Annotated in this window: 15 protein-coding genes; 6 read left to right on the forward strand and 9 right to left on the reverse strand. The window is 59.5% G+C overall.

Annotated features, from left to right (window positions below):
- Positions 1-31: 31 nt before the first annotated feature.
- Positions 32-364 (forward strand): iron donor protein CyaY, encoded by a 333-nt coding sequence (gene cyaY / locus OHL18_RS10645; RefSeq protein ID WP_263374836.1) that lies wholly within the window; start codon positions 32-34, stop codon positions 362-364.
- A 3-nt stretch (positions 365-367) separates the two neighbouring features.
- Here the strand turns inward: cyaY and OHL18_RS10650 are convergent, their stop codons facing one another.
- From OHL18_RS10650 to OHL18_RS10660, 3 genes are all read right to left on the reverse strand, one after another.
- Positions 368-739, reverse strand: a complete 372-nt coding sequence (locus tag OHL18_RS10650) for a hypothetical protein (protein ID WP_263374837.1) — start codon at positions 737-739, stop codon at positions 368-370.
- A 162-nt stretch (positions 740-901) separates the two neighbouring features.
- Positions 902-2377, reverse strand: a complete 1476-nt coding sequence (locus OHL18_RS10655) for an ATP-binding protein (RefSeq protein WP_263374838.1) — start codon at positions 2375-2377, stop codon at positions 902-904.
- A gap of 87 nt (positions 2378-2464) precedes the next feature.
- Positions 2465-4111, reverse strand: coding sequence for an FAD-dependent oxidoreductase (locus OHL18_RS10660; protein WP_263374839.1), 1647 nt, complete (start codon positions 4109-4111; stop codon positions 2465-2467).
- A gap of 256 nt (positions 4112-4367) precedes the next feature.
- Here OHL18_RS10660 and OHL18_RS10665 point away from each other — a divergent pair, with 256 nt between their 5' ends.
- A complete protein-coding gene (locus OHL18_RS10665; RefSeq protein WP_263374840.1) occupies positions 4368-5024 on the forward strand; it encodes a response regulator transcription factor in 657 nt (218 codons plus the stop codon).
- An 82-nt stretch (positions 5025-5106) separates the two neighbouring features.
- Here the strand turns inward: OHL18_RS10665 and pruA are convergent, their stop codons facing one another.
- Entirely contained in the window at positions 5107-6699 is a 1593-nt protein-coding gene (pruA, locus tag OHL18_RS10670; RefSeq protein ID WP_263374841.1) for an L-glutamate gamma-semialdehyde dehydrogenase, read from the reverse strand.
- Here pruA and OHL18_RS10675 point away from each other — a divergent pair.
- Positions 6692-7120 carry a hypothetical protein gene (locus tag OHL18_RS10675; protein ID WP_263374842.1) on the forward strand — a complete coding sequence of 143 codons (429 nt, stop codon included), beginning with the start codon at positions 6692-6694 and terminating at the stop codon, positions 7118-7120. The genes pruA and OHL18_RS10675 overlap by 8 nt on opposite strands.
- Entirely contained in the window at positions 7117-7359 is a 243-nt protein-coding gene (locus tag OHL18_RS10680; RefSeq protein ID WP_263374843.1) for a type II toxin-antitoxin system RelE family toxin, read from the forward strand. Before OHL18_RS10675 ends, OHL18_RS10680 begins: the two co-directional genes overlap by 4 nt.
- A 4-nt stretch (positions 7360-7363) precedes the next feature.
- On the opposite strand, the gene OHL18_RS10685 is transcribed toward OHL18_RS10680, so the two are convergent.
- Complete coding sequence (locus OHL18_RS10685) at positions 7364-10921, reverse strand: polysaccharide deacetylase family protein (protein WP_263374844.1); 3558 nt, start codon at positions 10919-10921, stop codon at positions 7364-7366.
- Positions 10922-11043: 122 nt separating this feature from the next.
- On the opposite strand from OHL18_RS10685, the gene OHL18_RS10690 reads away from it, so the two are divergent.
- Positions 11044-12453 carry an ArnT family glycosyltransferase gene (locus OHL18_RS10690; RefSeq protein ID WP_263374845.1) on the forward strand — a complete coding sequence of 470 codons (1410 nt, stop codon included), beginning with the start codon at positions 11044-11046 and terminating at the stop codon, positions 12451-12453.
- Positions 12454-12570: 117 nt separating this feature from the next.
- Here OHL18_RS10690 and OHL18_RS10695 read toward each other — a convergent pair whose 3' ends face one another.
- From OHL18_RS10695 to OHL18_RS10710, 4 genes are all read right to left on the reverse strand, one after another.
- The gene (locus OHL18_RS10695; RefSeq protein WP_263374846.1) at positions 12571-13296 is read right to left on the reverse strand and encodes a LolA family protein; all 726 of its coding nucleotides are present in this window, start codon (positions 13294-13296) and stop codon (positions 12571-12573) included.
- 33 nt (positions 13297-13329) lie between these two features.
- Entirely contained in the window at positions 13330-13719 is a 390-nt protein-coding gene (locus tag OHL18_RS10700) for a hypothetical protein (protein WP_263374847.1), read from the reverse strand.
- Positions 13720-15066, reverse strand: a complete 1347-nt coding sequence (gene serS / locus OHL18_RS10705; protein ID WP_263374848.1) for a serine--tRNA ligase — start codon at positions 15064-15066, stop codon at positions 13720-13722. It lies immediately after the preceding gene.
- Between the two features lie 85 nt (positions 15067-15151).
- Positions 15152-15511, reverse strand: coding sequence for a hypothetical protein (locus tag OHL18_RS10710; RefSeq protein WP_263374849.1), 360 nt, complete (start codon positions 15509-15511; stop codon positions 15152-15154).
- A gap of 125 nt (positions 15512-15636) precedes the next feature.
- On the opposite strand from OHL18_RS10710, the gene OHL18_RS10715 reads away from it, so the two are divergent.
- A complete protein-coding gene (locus OHL18_RS10715) occupies positions 15637-17349 on the forward strand; it encodes an alkaline phosphatase family protein (RefSeq protein WP_263374850.1) in 1713 nt (570 codons plus the stop codon).
- The last annotated feature ends 30 nt before the right edge of the window (positions 17350-17379 follow it).

Raw genomic sequence — 17379 nt, forward strand, 5'->3', positions numbered from 1 at the left:
TTCGATGCAGAATAGACGCTAAACTTATGCCATGATCGATGAAGCAACCTTCCGCCGCGCCTCCGACAGCGCACTAGAGGCCCTCAAGCAGTCCCTCATTGCCGCCGAAGAAGACGGCGGCTTCGAAGCCGAAGATAACAATGGCGTTCTCAACATCCTTTTCGAAGACGGCACCGGCAAGTTCGTCTTCACGCCCAATACACCCGTGCGTCAGATCTGGATCTCGGCCCAATCCACCAGCTTCAAGCTCGACTGGTCCGAGACCGAATCAGCCTTCGTCCTCCCAAAAACCGGAGAGGCGCTGACTCCACTCACCCAGCGCCTCCTCCGCGAACATCTCTCGGACGACAGCATCACCCTTTAGCCCTTAGCGAAGTCCCCGATACCCCTCGTCATACCCGCGCAGATAGCTGTCCCTGTAGCTCTGCCGGTAGACATCGAATGGCCCCAGAGCGGGATCATAACCGGGTGTCGAACGGAAGTTCCGGTCATGGTCCGGCCGGTAGCCGCTGCCGCGATACGCATCACGCGCCCCATCCTCTCTGCCCGCAACGTGTCCGTTCCGCTGTGCAATCTCAACCAGCGGAGGCCGCTGTGCATAGCCCACAGGAGGCGGCGGTGGTGGCGCTGCGGCATAGTAATAGTGGTGCGAGGAGCAACCCGCGGTCGTAAGCATAGCTGCCGCGCCAACCGTCAAAAGGAGTGCCTTCGAATAAGGTCCCGCTTCGAAAAACTTCATCTGGATAACCCTTTTCGCCATCTCCGTCTTTGCGGGAGGGCGACCTTTCTCCGGTAAAAACGCTTCTCGGAGAGAAAGGTTGCAGGAAAAGAAGTTGCGGTGAAACCCAGATTTATTCGCTCTGAACTTCGCTAAATGATGTACCGCTGTCTCGCAGCCGTTTCAACTCTTTGCTCGTGTACTCGGCAGACTCACTACGAACTCCGTCCGCCCCGGCTGCGACGAAAATCGGATCGTGCCCCCGTACTGGTCCACGATCTTGTTCACGATCCCCAGCCCCAGCCCAGTCCCTACCCCCACTTCCTTCGTCGTATAGAAGAGGTCGAAGATATGCGGCTGAATATCCAGCGGAATTCCCGCACCGTCATCGGCGATGCTGATCAGAATATATGGAACCCCAAACCGCTCCTCCGTCCAGGTCTTCAACTCGATCCTGCCATGCTGCTGCAACGCGTCGATCGCATTGTCGAGGATATTCGTCCACACCTGATTTAACCCCGATAGCTCAGTCTGCAGAAGAGGAAGTGAGTTGTCGAAGTTCTTCTCGACCGTAATCTCCTTCTCGCGCATCTTGTGCCCCAGGATGACCAACGTGGCATGGATGCTGTCGTTCACATTGATCGACTGCTTCGATCCTTTGCCCTCGTAGGCATACGACTTCACCGCGTGAACCAGTTCTGTGACTCGACCGATGCTCTCTTCGATCATGCCCACCAGCTGCATGCTCGACACCAGAGCTTCGAGCCAACTTAAGCAATCGGAGAATAGCTCCGGCTGAAACTCGCTCCGCGCACACTCCAGGTCAGGTGCCTTGATTCCCACGGAGACCAGCGTGGGAGCCAGCTTCCAAGCATTCTCGATGTGCGCCTCTTCCATCCACGTCGCTAGCTCTTCTTCGGCATCGCTTTGTTCCAGCGAATTCATCCGGATCGGCTTCTCCGCCTGCATGGCGTGCGCTTGTAAGTCAAAGATGCATTCCTTCTGCTCTGCATTCAACTCGGTTCGGCTTAACCGCGTGCTCAGCTCATGCATTCGTTGCAGGTTCTGTCGCAACTGCGAGGCCGCCCGTCTTGCCGCAGTGCCGGGATTGTTCAACTCGTGCATCAAGCCCGCTGCCATCGTTCCCAGCGACGCCATCTTCTCGTGCTGGAGCGTCATGGTCTGATGCTTCGTGAATCGCTGTGCCATATTCCGCAGGATCGCCTTACGAACCTGCGGACAGCTCGTCATCAGCTCCCAGAACGACTCCTCATCCAGTAGCAGCAGATAGCTAGGCTGCATCGCCCGCACCGTGCCCGTCACGGGGAGGTTGGCCAATAAAGGAAGCTCTCCGAACGCACTACCCGCACTGTAGGAAGCGACTTCGACCTCCTCCTGCTTCCCTGTCTTGTGGAAGATGCTGATCTTTCCCTCGAGCAGGACCGCAAAGTGCTTGACCGACTCGCCCTGCTGGATCATCACATCGCCGGGTGCCATGTGGACCTGCTGGATGTCCGTCATGCACTCGAACTCTTCGTCCTTCAACGACTCGAAGATCGAGACTCCGCGTAGCAGACTGAGCAGCTTCGGCGTTATCTCGCCAACCGGGGACAGATCGAGCTGCTCGATCCCCACCTTACCCACCTCCGAGCTGGACATCTCGCTCATCCTTGCCTCAACTCCCAGACCAACCCTTGCATATTCCTCCCGCACAACATCTCTCTCAATCCCACAAACGAACCTGCCCTACAGTGTTGCCAGATACTGATGCACAAACTGGATTGCAATCGACCCTTCGCCCACAGCGGAAGCACATCGCTTCACCGACCCATGCCGCACGTCGCCCGCCACGAAGACTCCCGGAACGCTGGTCTCCAACAGGTACGGGTCCCGATCTTGCAGCGGAAACTGTGCTCCAGAACTCTTCAGATCCGGGCCCGCGAGAATAAAGCCCTTGCTGTCGAGCGCAACCTCCCGTGGCAGCCAGTCCGTCTTCGGAGCGGCACCGATAAAGATGAAGACCGACGACGCCTGCCGCACCTCTTCGCCCTTTGGCGAAGAAATCGTCACGCACTCGAGGTGGTCGCCGCCGCCCATCGCCACAATCTGCGTCCTCGTCTCAACGATGATGTTCTCGGTCGACTCGATCTGATCCACCAGGTACTTCGACATGCCCTTCTCCAGCGAGTCCCCGCGCACCAGCAGATGCACCGTCGCGGCGTAGCGCGAGAAGTGCATCGCCGCCTGCCCCGCGGAATTTGCCCCGCCGATGATATACACAATCTCGTCGCGGCAGGCGTGCGCCTCAGTCTGCGCCGCACCGTAGTAGACGCCGGCACCTGTAAAGCGATCCGCCCCAGGAATATCCAGCATGCAATACGAGACGCCCGTGGCAATCAGGCACACGTGGCAGGTGACCTCGCCGCCGTCCGCCATCTTTACGATGTGGTACTGCCCTTCAGTGCGGATGCAGGTAACCCTCTGCGTCAGAAACTCCGCGCCCAGCCGGTTCGCCTGCAGAAAAGCCCGCTTGGCGAGTTCCTCGCCGCTCAGTCCCTCGGGGAAACCGAGATAGTTTTCGATCCTCGAGCTAGACCCCGCCTGTCCACCCGGCGCAACCGGCTCGACCACCAGCGTTCGCAGGCCTTCCGAAGCTCCATAGACGGCCGCCGCCAGCCCTCCCGGCCCTGCGCCGACGATCACCACGTCATAAAACTCCTGCTGCGCCTGCGTCCTTAGGCCCACCTTCTCGGCGATCTCGGTCATCGTTGGCTGCACCAGAGCGGTGCCGTCGCCAAAAAGGATCACCGGCAGCTTTGCGTCGTCGATCCCCTTCTCCCGCAGCAAAGTCAGCGCCTCAGGATTCTGGTGAGGATTCAGCCACATGTAAGGAATTCTGTTTCGGGAAAGAAAGTCGCGCACCGCATAATCGGCCGGCGACCATCTCGGTCCCACCACCCGAATACCCTCAAAGGGAGGCTTGTAGCCCTGCTTCCAGGACTCCAACAGGTCTGTCAGTACCGGGTAAAGCTTCTCCTCCGGCGGGTCCCAAGGCTTATTCAGGTAGTAGTGAATCTTCGCCGCATTGATCGCCCGGATCGCGGCCTCAGTGTCCGCATACGCCGTCAGCAGCACGCGTTTCGCCTCGGGGTAGATCGCGATTACCTGCTGAAGCAGGTCGACGCCCGTCATCCCCGGCATCCGCTGGTCCGAAAGGAACAGCGCAACCACTTCGTTGCGCTCCTTCAACTGCACGCAGGTATCGAGCGCCGCTTGTCCGGAAGCCGCCCGGATGATTCTATAAAACTGGCCGTACTGCCGCCTAAGGTCCTGTACAACCGCCTCAAGCACACTCACATCGTCGTCAATTGCAAAAAGAATTGGTTTTGGCATGCAGGAACTCTTTGAATCTCCAGTCCAACTCCAGTATCAACCACCCGCCTGCAACCGCAGGCCAGCCGCGCCAATACCACATTCGATACCCCGAATACATCTCAGGGTTCATTAATTCATCTTGTCACGTACCGTTACTTACGTTACCGTACTTGCTGAACGACCTTGTACGAATTGAATACATTGAAACCCCGTCCGCTGCCAGCGCCGATGAGGTGCTTGCGGGCGAAGTTCTAACTGCCGCGGAGACAGATCTATGAATCGAATCATACTTGGAGACAACCAGGCCATCTTTCGTGCGGGAGCAGCCCGCCTGCTGGCCATGGAAGACGATGTGCGGATCGTAGCACAGTGCGATAACGGAGCACGCCTTCTCGCGGCCGTCGAAGCCAACCGCGGTGCCGTCATCTTGCTCTCTACCGGCCTCAATATTGATCTCCCCGCCCTGCTGGTCCAGACCAAGCAACTCGCCAGTCGCGTAATCCTCATCACCGAGAAAGCCGAGGAGCTGCCCGACCACGTCATCTCCAATCTCGACGGCGTCATCTCCCGCAACATCGCCGGCCCGGAGCTCATCGACACCATCCGTCGCGTCTCCCACGGTCTGCGCTGCGTCCGCCACTCCGGTGTGACCACCATGCGGGCTCAGGACAGCGTCGGCGAGCGGGTCCGCGACCGCCTCACACCCAAGGAGATGCAGATCGTTGCCCTCATCGTCCAGGGCTGCAAGAACAAGGACATCGCCACCCAATTGAATACAAAAGAGCAGGTCATCAAGAACTACCTGCGCAATATCTACGACAAGACAGGCGTCTCCGACCGCCTCGAGCTGGCTCTCTTTACCATCCACCACCGGAATCTCGCCGAAGCCGCCGCCAAGGTAGGCGAACTCCTCCGCAAAAAAACGGCGTAGCGCTCTTCGAACCCGCCCAACGGGCGGGCCACGCAAAGCGGTATACAAGTCACGAAGTGACCGCCCCGCGCGCAGCTGGCCTTTATACCGCCGTCACCTTTTCCGCGATCGACTTCGCCTGCGTAAACAGCAGCAAATAATCCGGCCCACCTGCCTTCGAGTCCGTCCCGCTCATATTGAACCCGCCAAACGGATGCGCTCCGACCATCGCCCCCGTGCACTTCCGATTGAAGTAAAGGTTGCCGACGAAGAACTCCTCCCGTGCCCGCTCCAGGTGATCGCGGTTGTTCGAATACACCGCCCCGGTCAACCCATACTCGGTGTTGTTCGCAATCTTCAGCGACTCATCGAAGCCACTCGACTTGATCACTGCCAGCACCGGCCCAAATATCTCTTCCTGCGCAATCCGCGCCGTAGGCGAAACATCCGCGATCACCGTCGGAGCGATGTAGTAGCCCTTCTCAGCCGTCTCGACTGCGGCACCACCCGTCAACAATCGCCCTTCACGCTTGCCAATCTCGATGTAATCCAGCACCCGCTTGTACGCGATCGGGCTGATCACCGGCCCCGCATAAAAGTTCTCCACCGGATCGCCCTGCTTGATCGCCTCGACCCGCTCCACCAGCCGGTCGCAGAAGACATCATAAATCGACGCATCCACAATCGCCCGTGAACACGCCGAACACTTCTGCCCGTTGAACCCGAACGCACTAGCCGCTACGCCTTCAACCGCAGCCTCAATATCGCAGTCACGATCGACAAGGATCGAGTCCTTGCCACCCATCTCGAGCACCGTCCGCTTGATCCAGATCTGCCCTGGACGGGTCTTGGCCGCGCTCTCGTGGATCTCCAGTCCCACCTTCTTCGATCCGGTAAACGCGATAAACCTCGTCTTCGGGTGCGCTACGACCTCCGAGCCAAACTCCGGCCCCTCGCCCGGACAGAAGTTCACCACCCCATCCGGCAGACCAATCTCCCGCAGCAACTCGAAGAAGATCGCAGCAATCGTCGAAGCATCCACCGACGGTTTCAGGATCACAGTATTTCCCGTCACAATCGCCGCCGCGGTCATCCCCGCCATAATCGCAAACGGGAAATTCCACGGCGGAATCACCGCGCCCACTCCCAGCGGAATGTACTTCAACTGGTTTTTCTCGCCCGGATACTGAATCGGCGTCTTCGCCTCGTTCAGCCGCAGCGCCTCGCGCGCATAGAACTCCAGGAAGTCGATGCACTCGGCGACATCCGCATCCGCCTCGGCCCAGTTCTTCCCTACCTCATACGTAAGCCAAGCGCAGAACTCGAACTTCCGCTCACGAATCAGATCCGCAGCCTGCAGCAGAAACTGCACCCGCTCGGTTACATCCGTCTTGCTCCAGGCAGCAAAGGCCCCATGGGCCGCCGCAATCGCAGCCTCGACATGCTCCGCCCCGGCCCGCTGATGCGTTCCCACCACCTGCGAAGGATTCGCCGGATTCACCGAAATGATCTTCCCGGTAGTTTTGATCGGACTCCCGCCGATCACCATGTCGTACTCGCGCCCCAGCTTCGAATACACAGAAGCTAGCGCAGCCTCCATCGCCAGTTTGTTCTCCGACGCGGTAAAGTCGACAAACGGCTCGGTGGCAAAGGAGGAGAGTTCAGCGACGGCGGGCGGAATCGTCAAAGTGGCCATAGTCTTCGATTTTACGCCGCGCGGCTCAATCGTGATTCAGGTCGCCGTATACTATCCGCAACTTGCAGAAGATCCACTCATCCAGGCACGGAACTTCCGCATCGGAGGAAACACGATGGAGACGAACCTGACCCGGCAACGTCAACACGCCCACGAACTGATCGACAAGATGTCCGTTCGACAGGTCGTTGCCGCTGTTGGCCTCTTCGAAGCCATGCTCGATCCAGTTGAAATCGCCTCGGCAAATGCCCTCCATGACGACGAGCCGCTCACGGCGGAAGAGATCAAGGCGCTCGATGAGTCTAACGAGTGGCTCAGACACAACGACCCCATCCCCCACGAACAGGTGTTGGCGGAACTTGGCATCACGCAGGAAGAGATCGACAACTATAGGGCACCCCAGTATGCGGAACCGCAGTGAAGCGGATCGTCTGGACTGAACCGGCCAGGGCCGATGTTCGACGCATCGACCGCGAGATGGCCATGCGCATTCTCACAGCGCTTGACCGCTTCGTCCGCACCGGTGAGGGCGACGTAAAAGCCCTGCAAGGGCGGGACGAACTCCGCCTCCGCGTCGGCGACTACCGGCTCTTCTTCGTCAACATCGAGGAGGATATCGAACTCCGCCGCGTCCTTCATCGCCGGGAAGCATACCGATAGCCCGTCACCCAGCCGTCAGCTTCTCCGTCTCCGCCGACATCTTCGCTGTCCGATCCAGCTTGTCCCAGTTGAACGGCTTACCATCCACGGCGCGTTTGACTGTCTTCAGCAGCACTAACGAGAACACCTGCCGATACGTAAAGCGCTGTATCCAGATGTGGAACAGCAGCCACCAGTCACCCTTGCTCGCCTGGTGCTTCCGCTCCAGCGCAAAAGCCACCGCCGACGCCGCAAAATCAATCACCGTAAACGTCAGGAAGAACGCGATCAGCTTGTAGAGGCTCGCCGTCGAAGCCGATTCCGGGTGGAAGTAGTGGTCGATGATGTAGTGAAAGATCCCCGCCACAAACATCAGGTCGATCAGCGGCGACACCAGCGGCAACAATATCTGGAAGATCAGAATATTTGGCAGCGCAAACAGCCCCATCGCCCGGTGCTTCCGAATCGCACCCTTGTGCTTGTAGATCGCCTGCAGGATCCCGAACGACCACCGGAACCTCTGCCGCATCAGTCCATCCGCGTTGACAGGTGCCTCAGTAAACGCCAAAGCCTGATCCTCGTAGATCACCGAGTACCCCTGCTCCAGGATGTTCATCGTCAGGTCGGCATCCTCGGCTACGGTATTGGTGTGGTAGCCATTACCGGCCTTCACCGCATCGGTCCGCCAGGCCCCAATCGCCCCTGGCACCACCATCACCACATCGAACAGATCCAGCGCCCGCCGCTCAAAGTTCTGGCTGGTGATGTACTCAAGCGCCTGCCACCGCGTCCACAGATTCACGCGATTGCCAACCTTCGCGTTACCGGCAACCGCCCCAATCTTCGGGTTGGCAAAGTGAGGCACCAACCGCGTAATCGCATCATGCGCGATCACGCCATCGGCATCGATGCCGACATAGATCTCCTCATCCACATAGTTCAGCGCGTAGTTCAACGCATCGGCCTTGCCGCCGTTCGGCTTGGTCAGCACGGTCAGCCGCCCAGCCTCAATCTCCTTCGGATAGGCAGCCCGCGCCACCTCGCTCGTCCGGTCTTTCGAGCCATCATCGATCACGATGATGTGCATGTTCTTGTAGTTCGACATCATCACCGAACGAATCGTCCGCACGATCACCAGCTCTTCGTTGTAAGCAGGAATCAGCACCGCCACGCGCGGATTGTAGTCAGCACTCGCAAAGTTCTTCCGCTTGCGTAAGCGATCAATGATCGCGAACAAGCCGATGATGATCAGTCGTCCAGTCATCAGGACATCGCCGACAAAAAACACTGCGACCACAAAGTGGTTGAAGAACGAGATGAAGAAGAACGCTACAGAATCCGCAAACGCCAGAGCCCGCTGCCGCCATCCGGTCAACGGAACCATCACCTGTTCGCGCGTCTGTCCCACCAGCTGTGACACAGGCACAATCTCATATCCCCGTGCCCGCAGCGCCTCAATCAGCATCGGCAAAGCGGCTACGGTCGCCGAGCGATCCCCGCCACCATCGTGCAGAAGAATGACCGATCCCCGCCCCCACGGATTCTTCTCCATCGCATCAATCTGGCGGAAGACACTATCCCTGATCTCTTCCGGCGACTTCCGCGGATGCTCATCCCAATCATCCGTGTCGATCTTGTTGCCCACCACCACGTACCCGAGGTTCTGGATCAACTCCACCGGAGCGGCCTGGTCGTTCGTGTCCGGCTCCTGGTCGATCGAGTACGGCGGCCTGAAGTACAGCGGATTCACGCCGAGCTTCGCCGCAAACAGCCGCTCCGTCGCCACCACCTGCAGCTTCACCTGCGCGCTGGAAATGCTGCTGATGTCCGGGTGTGTGAACGTGTGGTTTCCGATCTCGTGGCCTTCGCGGTACACGCGCTTCATCACGCCTACGTTGTTCTCCGCCTCCTCGCCAATCATGAAGAACGTTCCCGACACTTTGTACTTCTTCAACACATCCAGAATCTTCGGCGTCCACTCCGGATCAGGCCCATCGTCGAACGAAAGCGCCACCTTTTTCTTGTTGTATCCGACATACTGCACTGTGTACGGCAGCGGGTACGACTTCATCTGCTCGTTTACCACGCTGCGCTGGTCCATCGGCACTTCGTCGTCATCCTCGAGCGTCATCGTCCGCTGGCCACTCTGCGGACGCTTCGTCACCCGCATAATGTCGCCCTCGCCCTCATCGTCGACGTCGTACCCGGGCTCAACCTGCGCCAGGTCCTTCCACGCATCCACACGCTGCGGCTTGTCCCATATCTTCCACAGCGAATCGTCTTCCGAGCCAAGTCGCCAAAGCCCAATCGTCTGGATACCCAGCGCCCGCGCCGCCCGCATCTCGTTCAACACGGTCACGCCGTCCAGGAACCAGACCTGATGGCGCACATGCGCATCTTCATCGTCGTATGCGAAGTGCGCATTCATTGCATCGGGATCGAACTGTATCTGCGCGTCTGCGTCCGAAGCCGCCTGCCATGCCTCCTGCGTCGAAAGAGCCGTCGCATTCAGCACCTTCGCTGGAGGCGGCTGTGCAGCCTTCTTCCCCTTCACTCCCTTCGCCGGCCCGGGCGGCGGCAACGCGGTCGTCCAGTCATAGCCATAGCTGCCCAGCGAGCAGATGATCTTCTCCTTCGGCACGACCTTCAACACGTCCTTCAGGTTGTCGATAAACCAGTCCTGCGACGCGATCGGTCCCGGCTGGCTGTCCACCTGGTGCTCGTCGTAGTTCATGATCATCAATCCGTCCGAATGGTCGGCCATAAACTTCAGGTCGTAGTCCGGATCGCTGACCGGCGTGTTGATATAGAGCTTTAGATTCCGTCGGTGAAAGTCGTCATAGAGCGCACCGATCAGCGCGCGATATCCGGGCTGCGCCGCTGTCGGAATCTCCTCCAGATCGAGCGCTATCCCCCGATACAAAGTGTTCTTCGCCAGAAATGTATCAATCTCGGTTACAAATCGCGCCCGCGAAGCATCATTGCCAAGGAAATCTCCTACTAGCGGAACGAACATTCCCTTCCTCGGATCAAAGTTGTTCACCAGCGGAAAGACTTCCGTATCTTCATGCGCATCGGAGATCGCCCGCGCGACCTTATTCTCGCGGTCGACCCCATGCACGCCGGCACGATCCACAATCGAGTACGGCACATTGTCGATCGTGTTCGCCGTAATGTCTCCGTCCGTACCCACCACATGCAGCCAATCCGGGAACAGCAGATCGATCTGCTTGATGTGCTGCTTCAGCGAGGGGTAGCTCGAAGGGTCCCACTCCACGTAATACGCCGCACGCAGACCTTCGCCCGAGTTCAGCGTGATATCCGACGGTGCCTTGTCCGTCTTCCGGTGCGGTGCACGCCGAAGCTTCTGCGCGGCGGTCTTGGTGGCAATCGGCTTCGTATCCAGGGCGCGGTAGTTGTGCGTCGTCGCCGGAAGCAGAAGCTCCTTCATCGGCTTCACCCGCAGCAGTCCCACGATAAAGATCACGCCGACGATCAACCCCAGCAGCGCTGCCACGTCCAGAACGCGACGAAGCCGCTTCCATCGTCTTCTCTGCGGATCGTAAAAAACCTGTTGGCTCACGACTGCCTACTCGCTAAGGGAAAGAAACACCGAAAATTCGTTTGGGGACGGAGCACTGAAGCCAATCGTAGTGACACCTCACCCTCCAGTCAACGCGCTGCATCTTCAGTATGATGCGAGAGATGGCGCAACCGAGAGCAAAGCTGTGGGTATGGGTCGCAACCGCACTTGCGGCAGGCGTTGCACTTCGCCTTTACTTTCTGCATATCGCCCCAAAGCTCACCACCGATACCCTCCTCTACGGCGACATCGCAAAGAATCTCCTCCAGAACCACGTATACGGCTTCACCGTCCCCGGACATCCGCCGCGCCCGACCCTCATCCGCGTTCCGGGCTACCCACTCTTTCTCACCCTCTGCTTCCTTCTCTTTGGCGTCGAGAACTACACCGCCGTCCTCTATCTCCAACTCCTCATCGACCTTGCCACCTGCCTCCTCGTCGCCGATCTCGCCCGTCGCCTCTGGGGCACCCGAGCCGGCATGGCCGCCCTATGGCTGGCCGCCCTCTGTCCCTTTACCGCCAACTACGTCGCTTCGGCACTCACTGAGACACTCACCCTCTTCTTCATCGCCGCTGCCTTCTATGCCCTCCATCGCTGGAGCGAGACCACCCTCGGCTACAACCGTTGGCTCTGGCTCATCGCCGCTTCGCTCGCCGCAGCCATCCTCGTCCGTCCGGAGCAGGGCCTCCTCGCTACCGCCATCATGCCGGCTATGCTCTGGGTCGCCGGACGCTCCCGTGCCAGCACCTTCTCGTCGGTTTCAGTACGTCTGGCACCTGTTTTCATCGCCGCGCTCTGCGTCGTGCTCCCATTCGTACCCTGGGCCGCGCGCAACTGGCACGCCTTTCACGTCATTCAGCCCTTGGCCCCACGCTCCGCCACCGACCCCGGCGAGCACATTCCCCTCGGCTTCCAGCGCTGGTATCGCACCTGGGCCATCGAGTTCGCAAGCAACGAGTACGTCTACTGGAACTACGACAGCAGCGACATCAAGATCACCGATCTTCCCACCCGCGCCTTCGACTCGCCCGCCCAGCGCGCCGAGACCGCCCAACTTCTCGCCGACTACAACCTCACCGACAGCGACTCCCCTGCGATCGACGCCCGCTTCAACGCTCTGGCCGCCGAACGCATCTCCGGCCGCCCGCTCCGCTACTACGTTGTCCTGCCCGTGGCTCGCCTCGCGAACATGCTCTTCCGTCCACGCCTTGAGCTGACGGCCATTACTCTCGAGTGGTGGCAGTGGAACGAAGACCGCAAGGAATCGACCTTCGCCTACGCCTACGCCTTGCTCAATCTGGCATACATGGTCCTGGGAGCTCGCGGCTTCATCCGCTGGAAGTCCCTCCCGCCCGCATTTGCCGGCCAAGCTCCCCTCGCACTTGGGATGGCAGCCTACGTAGCTCTCCGCTGCGCTCTGCTCCTCACACTCGACAACTCGGAAGACCGCTACACTCTGGAGTTCTTTCCCATCCTCATCTTCTGCGCCGCAGTCCTCTTCAAACGCGAAGAAGCGCCAGCCATCAGCTGACGCTTTCTTTCACCCACCCCAGAAACCCTGAGCGAGGCGGCTGGTAACTTCATCAGCTTGCGCCTCACTCATCGCGGCATCATCACGATGAGTGGGACCGCCACAAACGTAAGAGACTTACCGCCGGTCCACCTGCGTATCCTTGTTTGTCTTGATCGCGAACGCGCCCTCGTTCACCTTCTGGTTGTACCGGATGTTCTGGAAGAACGTCGTAAACGTATCTCCCGAGGGTGAGAAGAACTGCTGCTTCAGCGAGATCCCCAGCGTCGGCTCTACCCAGATCGTAATGTGCGAGAACATGTTGCGATTGTTCGGGTCCTTCGCCACCAAATCCAACTTCACCACGCTGTACGCCTTCGCCCCATCCTTGATCGTCTCGGTTCCCTGCTCCGTGATGTTCCAGGTTTTGGCGAGGTCCTTGCCGCTCCCACCAAATCCAAGCGTCAGAAAGCTCTCGTATTGCGCCTGGTTATTCCCGGCATGAAGAACGGTCAACCGATTCGTGCCTGGCTCATAGATCTGCAACTCCCCGCCTTTATAGGCCACCGTTCGCGTACCATTCGCCGTAGCCGAGGCTTCACCCGCGCAAGCCTGTGTCGCCGAAGGGGCCACTTTCAACCCCATCTCCGTCTCGGAACCTTTGCGCACAAAGTAGATCGTCCCGCATTGCGAGCTCGTCTCCTTGACCACTTTCGTAAATGTGTCCCGGCGAAAGTCCGCCTGCGCCGACTTGAACCCTACACTAGCCGTATCCATCTGCTTCAGCACGGCATCCAGACCCGGCTGCTGCGCTCCCGCAGCCATAGACAATCCCAGCAAGCAACTCACAGCAAAAATTTTCATAGAAAACCTACACCCTATCCCCTACTTCCTGCCTTACCGCAGCACCCAAGCGTCGTAAGCCACAACCTTGCCCTTGCCATCGATCACCGGCTCGTAGTGGTCCAGCGTTACCTCGCCCGAGATCGGCTCAACAGTCCGCATGATCGCAGCAACGCGCTCGCTCTCACTCTGAGATGCATTCGGCGACCCGCTTCCGCCGCCTGCGCGAATCTCATAGATGAACTGGTTCTTCTGCCCGTTGGTCCCCGCTTCCTTCACCAGCACCTCGCTGTCGCGCAGCGGCACCGTCGCAACCGGCCTCGCACCGTACTCGATGAACTGCGGCGACACAAACAGGAACAGCAAAATCAGCGTCACCATCACATCGTAGTGAACGCTGCCGCGCTCATACGTCCACCAGAAATAGCTCTTCAGCAGCTTCATCTAGGCCGACGCCCCTTTCTTATGCATGTGCGTCTGTACTCCAATCACCGTGTCGCCGTTCATATACGGCACCAGGACCTCTGGCACCTTGATAGACCCGTCTGCCTGCTGATAGTTCTCCAGGATCGCCAGATACGTTCGCCCGACAGCCAGGCCGCTACCGTTCAATGTATGCAGTAGCTCACTCTTCTTCGCTCCCGTCGGCTTGTAGCGAATGTTCGCCCGCCGCGCCTGAAACGCTTCGAAGTTCGAGCACGAAGAAATCTCGCGATACAACTGCTGCCCCGGCAGCCAGACCTCCAGGTCATACGTCTTGGCGGAAGAGAAGCCCATATCGCCCGTGCAAAGAAGCATCCGGCGATACGGCAGTCCCAGCTTCTCGAGCACCGTCTCCGCGTGACGCGTCAGCAGTTCGTGCTCGGCGTCAGAGTCTTCCGGACGCACAAACTTCACCAGCTCGACCTTCTGAAACTGGTGCTGACGGATCATCCCACGAACATCCTTGCCATACGATCCGGCCTCGCTCCGAAAGCAAGGCGTATACGCACAGAAAGAGATCGGCAACTGACCTTCATCCAAGGTCTCGTCGCGAAAGATATTCGTCACCGGAACCTCAGCCGTTGGGATCAGCCAGTGATCGTTCTCCTGAAACTTGCCCGGCTCATAAGGCCCCTTGTCGTCGCAGTGAAATGAATCTTCGGCAAACTTCGGCAACTGCCCCGTCCCAAACAGTGACTTCGAATTCACCATGAACGGCGGAAGCACTTCGGTATAGCCATGCTCGCGCGTATGCAGGTCGATCATGAAGTTCGCCAGTGCCCGCTCCAGCCGCGCTCCCTGCCCGAAGTGCACTACGAAGCGCGATCCGGAGATCTTCGCCGCACGGTTGAAGTCCAGAATCCCCAGCGCCTCGCCCAGCTCCCAGTGCGGCTTCGCGGTAAACGGGAACTCCGTTCGCTCGCCCCACACCTTCACCTCGACGTTGTCATGCTCGCTATTGCCCGAAGGAACGCTATCCTGCGGCAGATTTGGCAGCGTCTGCAATACCTCGCGAAGCCGCTCATCAGCCGCAGCAGCAGCGGCTTCCAGAGCCTCCACCTCGCCCTTCAGAGACTTCGTCTGCTCCATCAGCGCGGTCGCATCACCGCCCGAACGCCGCAGTCCGACTATCTCTTCCGTCAGCTTGTTCCGCTGAGCCTTCAGTGTCTCGACACGAGTCACAGCATCACGCCGTTCCCGGTCAATCTCCGCAAAGCCTCCCAGCAGCACAGCCGGATCGGCCCCGCGCAGACGCAGCTTCTCTTCTACCAAGGGCAGATTCGCCCGTACAAATCCCAGATCGATCATCGCTCCTCATTCTAAACGCCCACAATGCAAACGGCCCCTTCCGCTTAGAAGGGACCGCTTTTATAGCCAGATCAACTACGAGTCGTTACCGAGGTCCGCCGCCCATCAGGTGTTGAACGCCGACATCGTATCCGCGGCGAAAACCGTCTCTGTAATCCCGTCTCGCGCCACGCGGCACATTCGGATGCCGGTACTCATCGCGATTATTCACATCCGGCCTACGGTGGTTCTCATAGTCCTTCCGAGCGCCCTCGATGCCGTCGTGAAATCCCCGGCGATGAATCTCATCAGCATACTCAGCAGGCGGCGCGTCCCATCCACCCGGCCCATAAGCGCCCGGAGGAGGAGGAGGAGGCCCCTGTTGATATTGCGCCTGAACCGCTCCGCTGCTCAAAAGGAGTCCCGCCGTCAAAGCCATTGCCGAGAGTACATTTCGTGTCTTCATTACCTAAACCTCTTTCGGGGCATCATCTGCCACTTCGTTAGAACCCAACTTCGTAACGCGTGTTGCTTCGCCCCGCAAATTGCCTCGTTCGCACCCGCGAAACAATCCCCGTTTATCATTCCCAGATGCAAAAGAAAGTCGCCGCCCTCCTGTGCCTTGCCCTGGCCCTCGCTGAATCCCCGCGCTCCTTCGCCCAGGCCTACCAGGCAAAGCCAAAGCTCGCCATCATCCTCGTGATCGACCAGTTCCGCGGCGACTACCTCGACCGCTACCGCGACGACTTCACCACTCCGAACGGCTTCAATCTCTTCCTCAAGAAGGGTGCCTACTTCAACTCCTGCTACTACGACTACGCCAACCTGAAGACCGCGCCCGGCCACTCCACCATCGGGACCGGCGCGTACACCGACGGCCACGGCATCGGCTCCAACGAGTGGTGGGATCTCTCCCGGAGCACCGATCACCCCGTCTCCTCCGTCGAAGACCAGCGCTACCGCATCACCGGCACCTTCGACGACCTCCCCGTGCCGCCCCCGCCCGCCATCGATCCCAGGGCCCCGCGCGTCGGCTCGTCGCCCTTCAACCTCAAGGCCACCACCATAGGCGACGAAGTCCGCCTGGCCACCAACGGCGAATCGAAGCTCTTCGGCGTCTCGCTCAAAGATCGCGCCGCCATCCTGCCCTCCGGCCAGACCGCCAACGGCGCGTTCTGGATCGATCAGGCCACAGGCCGCTTCGTGACCTCCACCTACTACATGGCCCAGCTCCCCGAATGGGCGACAAAGTTCAACAAAGGGCCGCGCGTCGCCCAGGCCATCAAGGAAGCCGGCCTCGACGACACCACGCAGTTCTACGCTCTCGTCGGTCGCACCCCTGCCGCGAACAGCTATGAGCTCGCCTTCGCCGAAGCCCTGATCGACGGCGAACAACTCGGCAAGCACCCAACCACGGATGTCCTCACCGTCAGCCTCTCCGCCAACGACATCCTCGGTCACCAGATGGGCCCTGACTCCGACGCCGAAAAAGAGATGGTCCTGGCTCTCGACCAGCAGATCAACACCTTCTTCTCCGACCTCGATAAGAAGGTCGGCCTCGCCAACGTCCTCGTCGCCTTTACCGCCGACCACGGCGTTGCTCCCATCGTGCGTGAGTCCGCAAAGCTTGGCGTGCAATCGGCAAGCCTCGACCTCGAAGCCATCGTCGAGTCCGTCAACGGGGCCCTGAACAAGAAGTTCAACACCGCGAAGAAGACGAACTTCTTCTTACCCGCGCAGGAACTCCCGAACCTGGCACTCGACTCCCGAGCCTTCGAATCGATCAAAGTCTCCGAACAAGACGCCGAAGCCGCCGTCGTCGACGCTATACCCGCAGCCGTAGCCGCGCTTGCGCCGCCGCCACCACCGCTTGATAACCCATCGCTCCATCCGCTCGACCCCACCGCCGGCCTGACCTTCAGCGAGACCCGCATCGACGCCTCACCGCGCATCGCCTTCCTTCGCTCCCGTGTCGACCTCGCCGCCGGCAAGATTCCTGACACCGAGTTCGGACACCTCATCCAGCACAGCCTCACCGACCACGGCGGCTGGTACGTCATGGTGTTCCCGACGGCCTACCAGATGGAGTACCTCAGCGGCATCCAGACCACCCACTTCTCGCCCTGGAGCTACGACCGCCACGTCCCCCTGGGCTTCTACGGTGCCGACATCATCCCCGGCTACCATCGTGAAAAGGTGGCACCGGTGGATATCGCCGCGACCTTCGCCGCAATCCTGGGCGTCAACGCTCCGTCCTCCAGTGTCGGCCACATCCTTACCCAGATCATCAAGCCTTCAAACTAGCCACAACTCTGTGCCCCATTCATTCGCAGC

It is taken from the genome of Granulicella aggregans (assembly GCF_025685565.1).
GTDB classification, from domain to species: Bacteria; Acidobacteriota; Terriglobia; order Terriglobales; family Acidobacteriaceae; genus Edaphobacter; species Edaphobacter aggregans_B.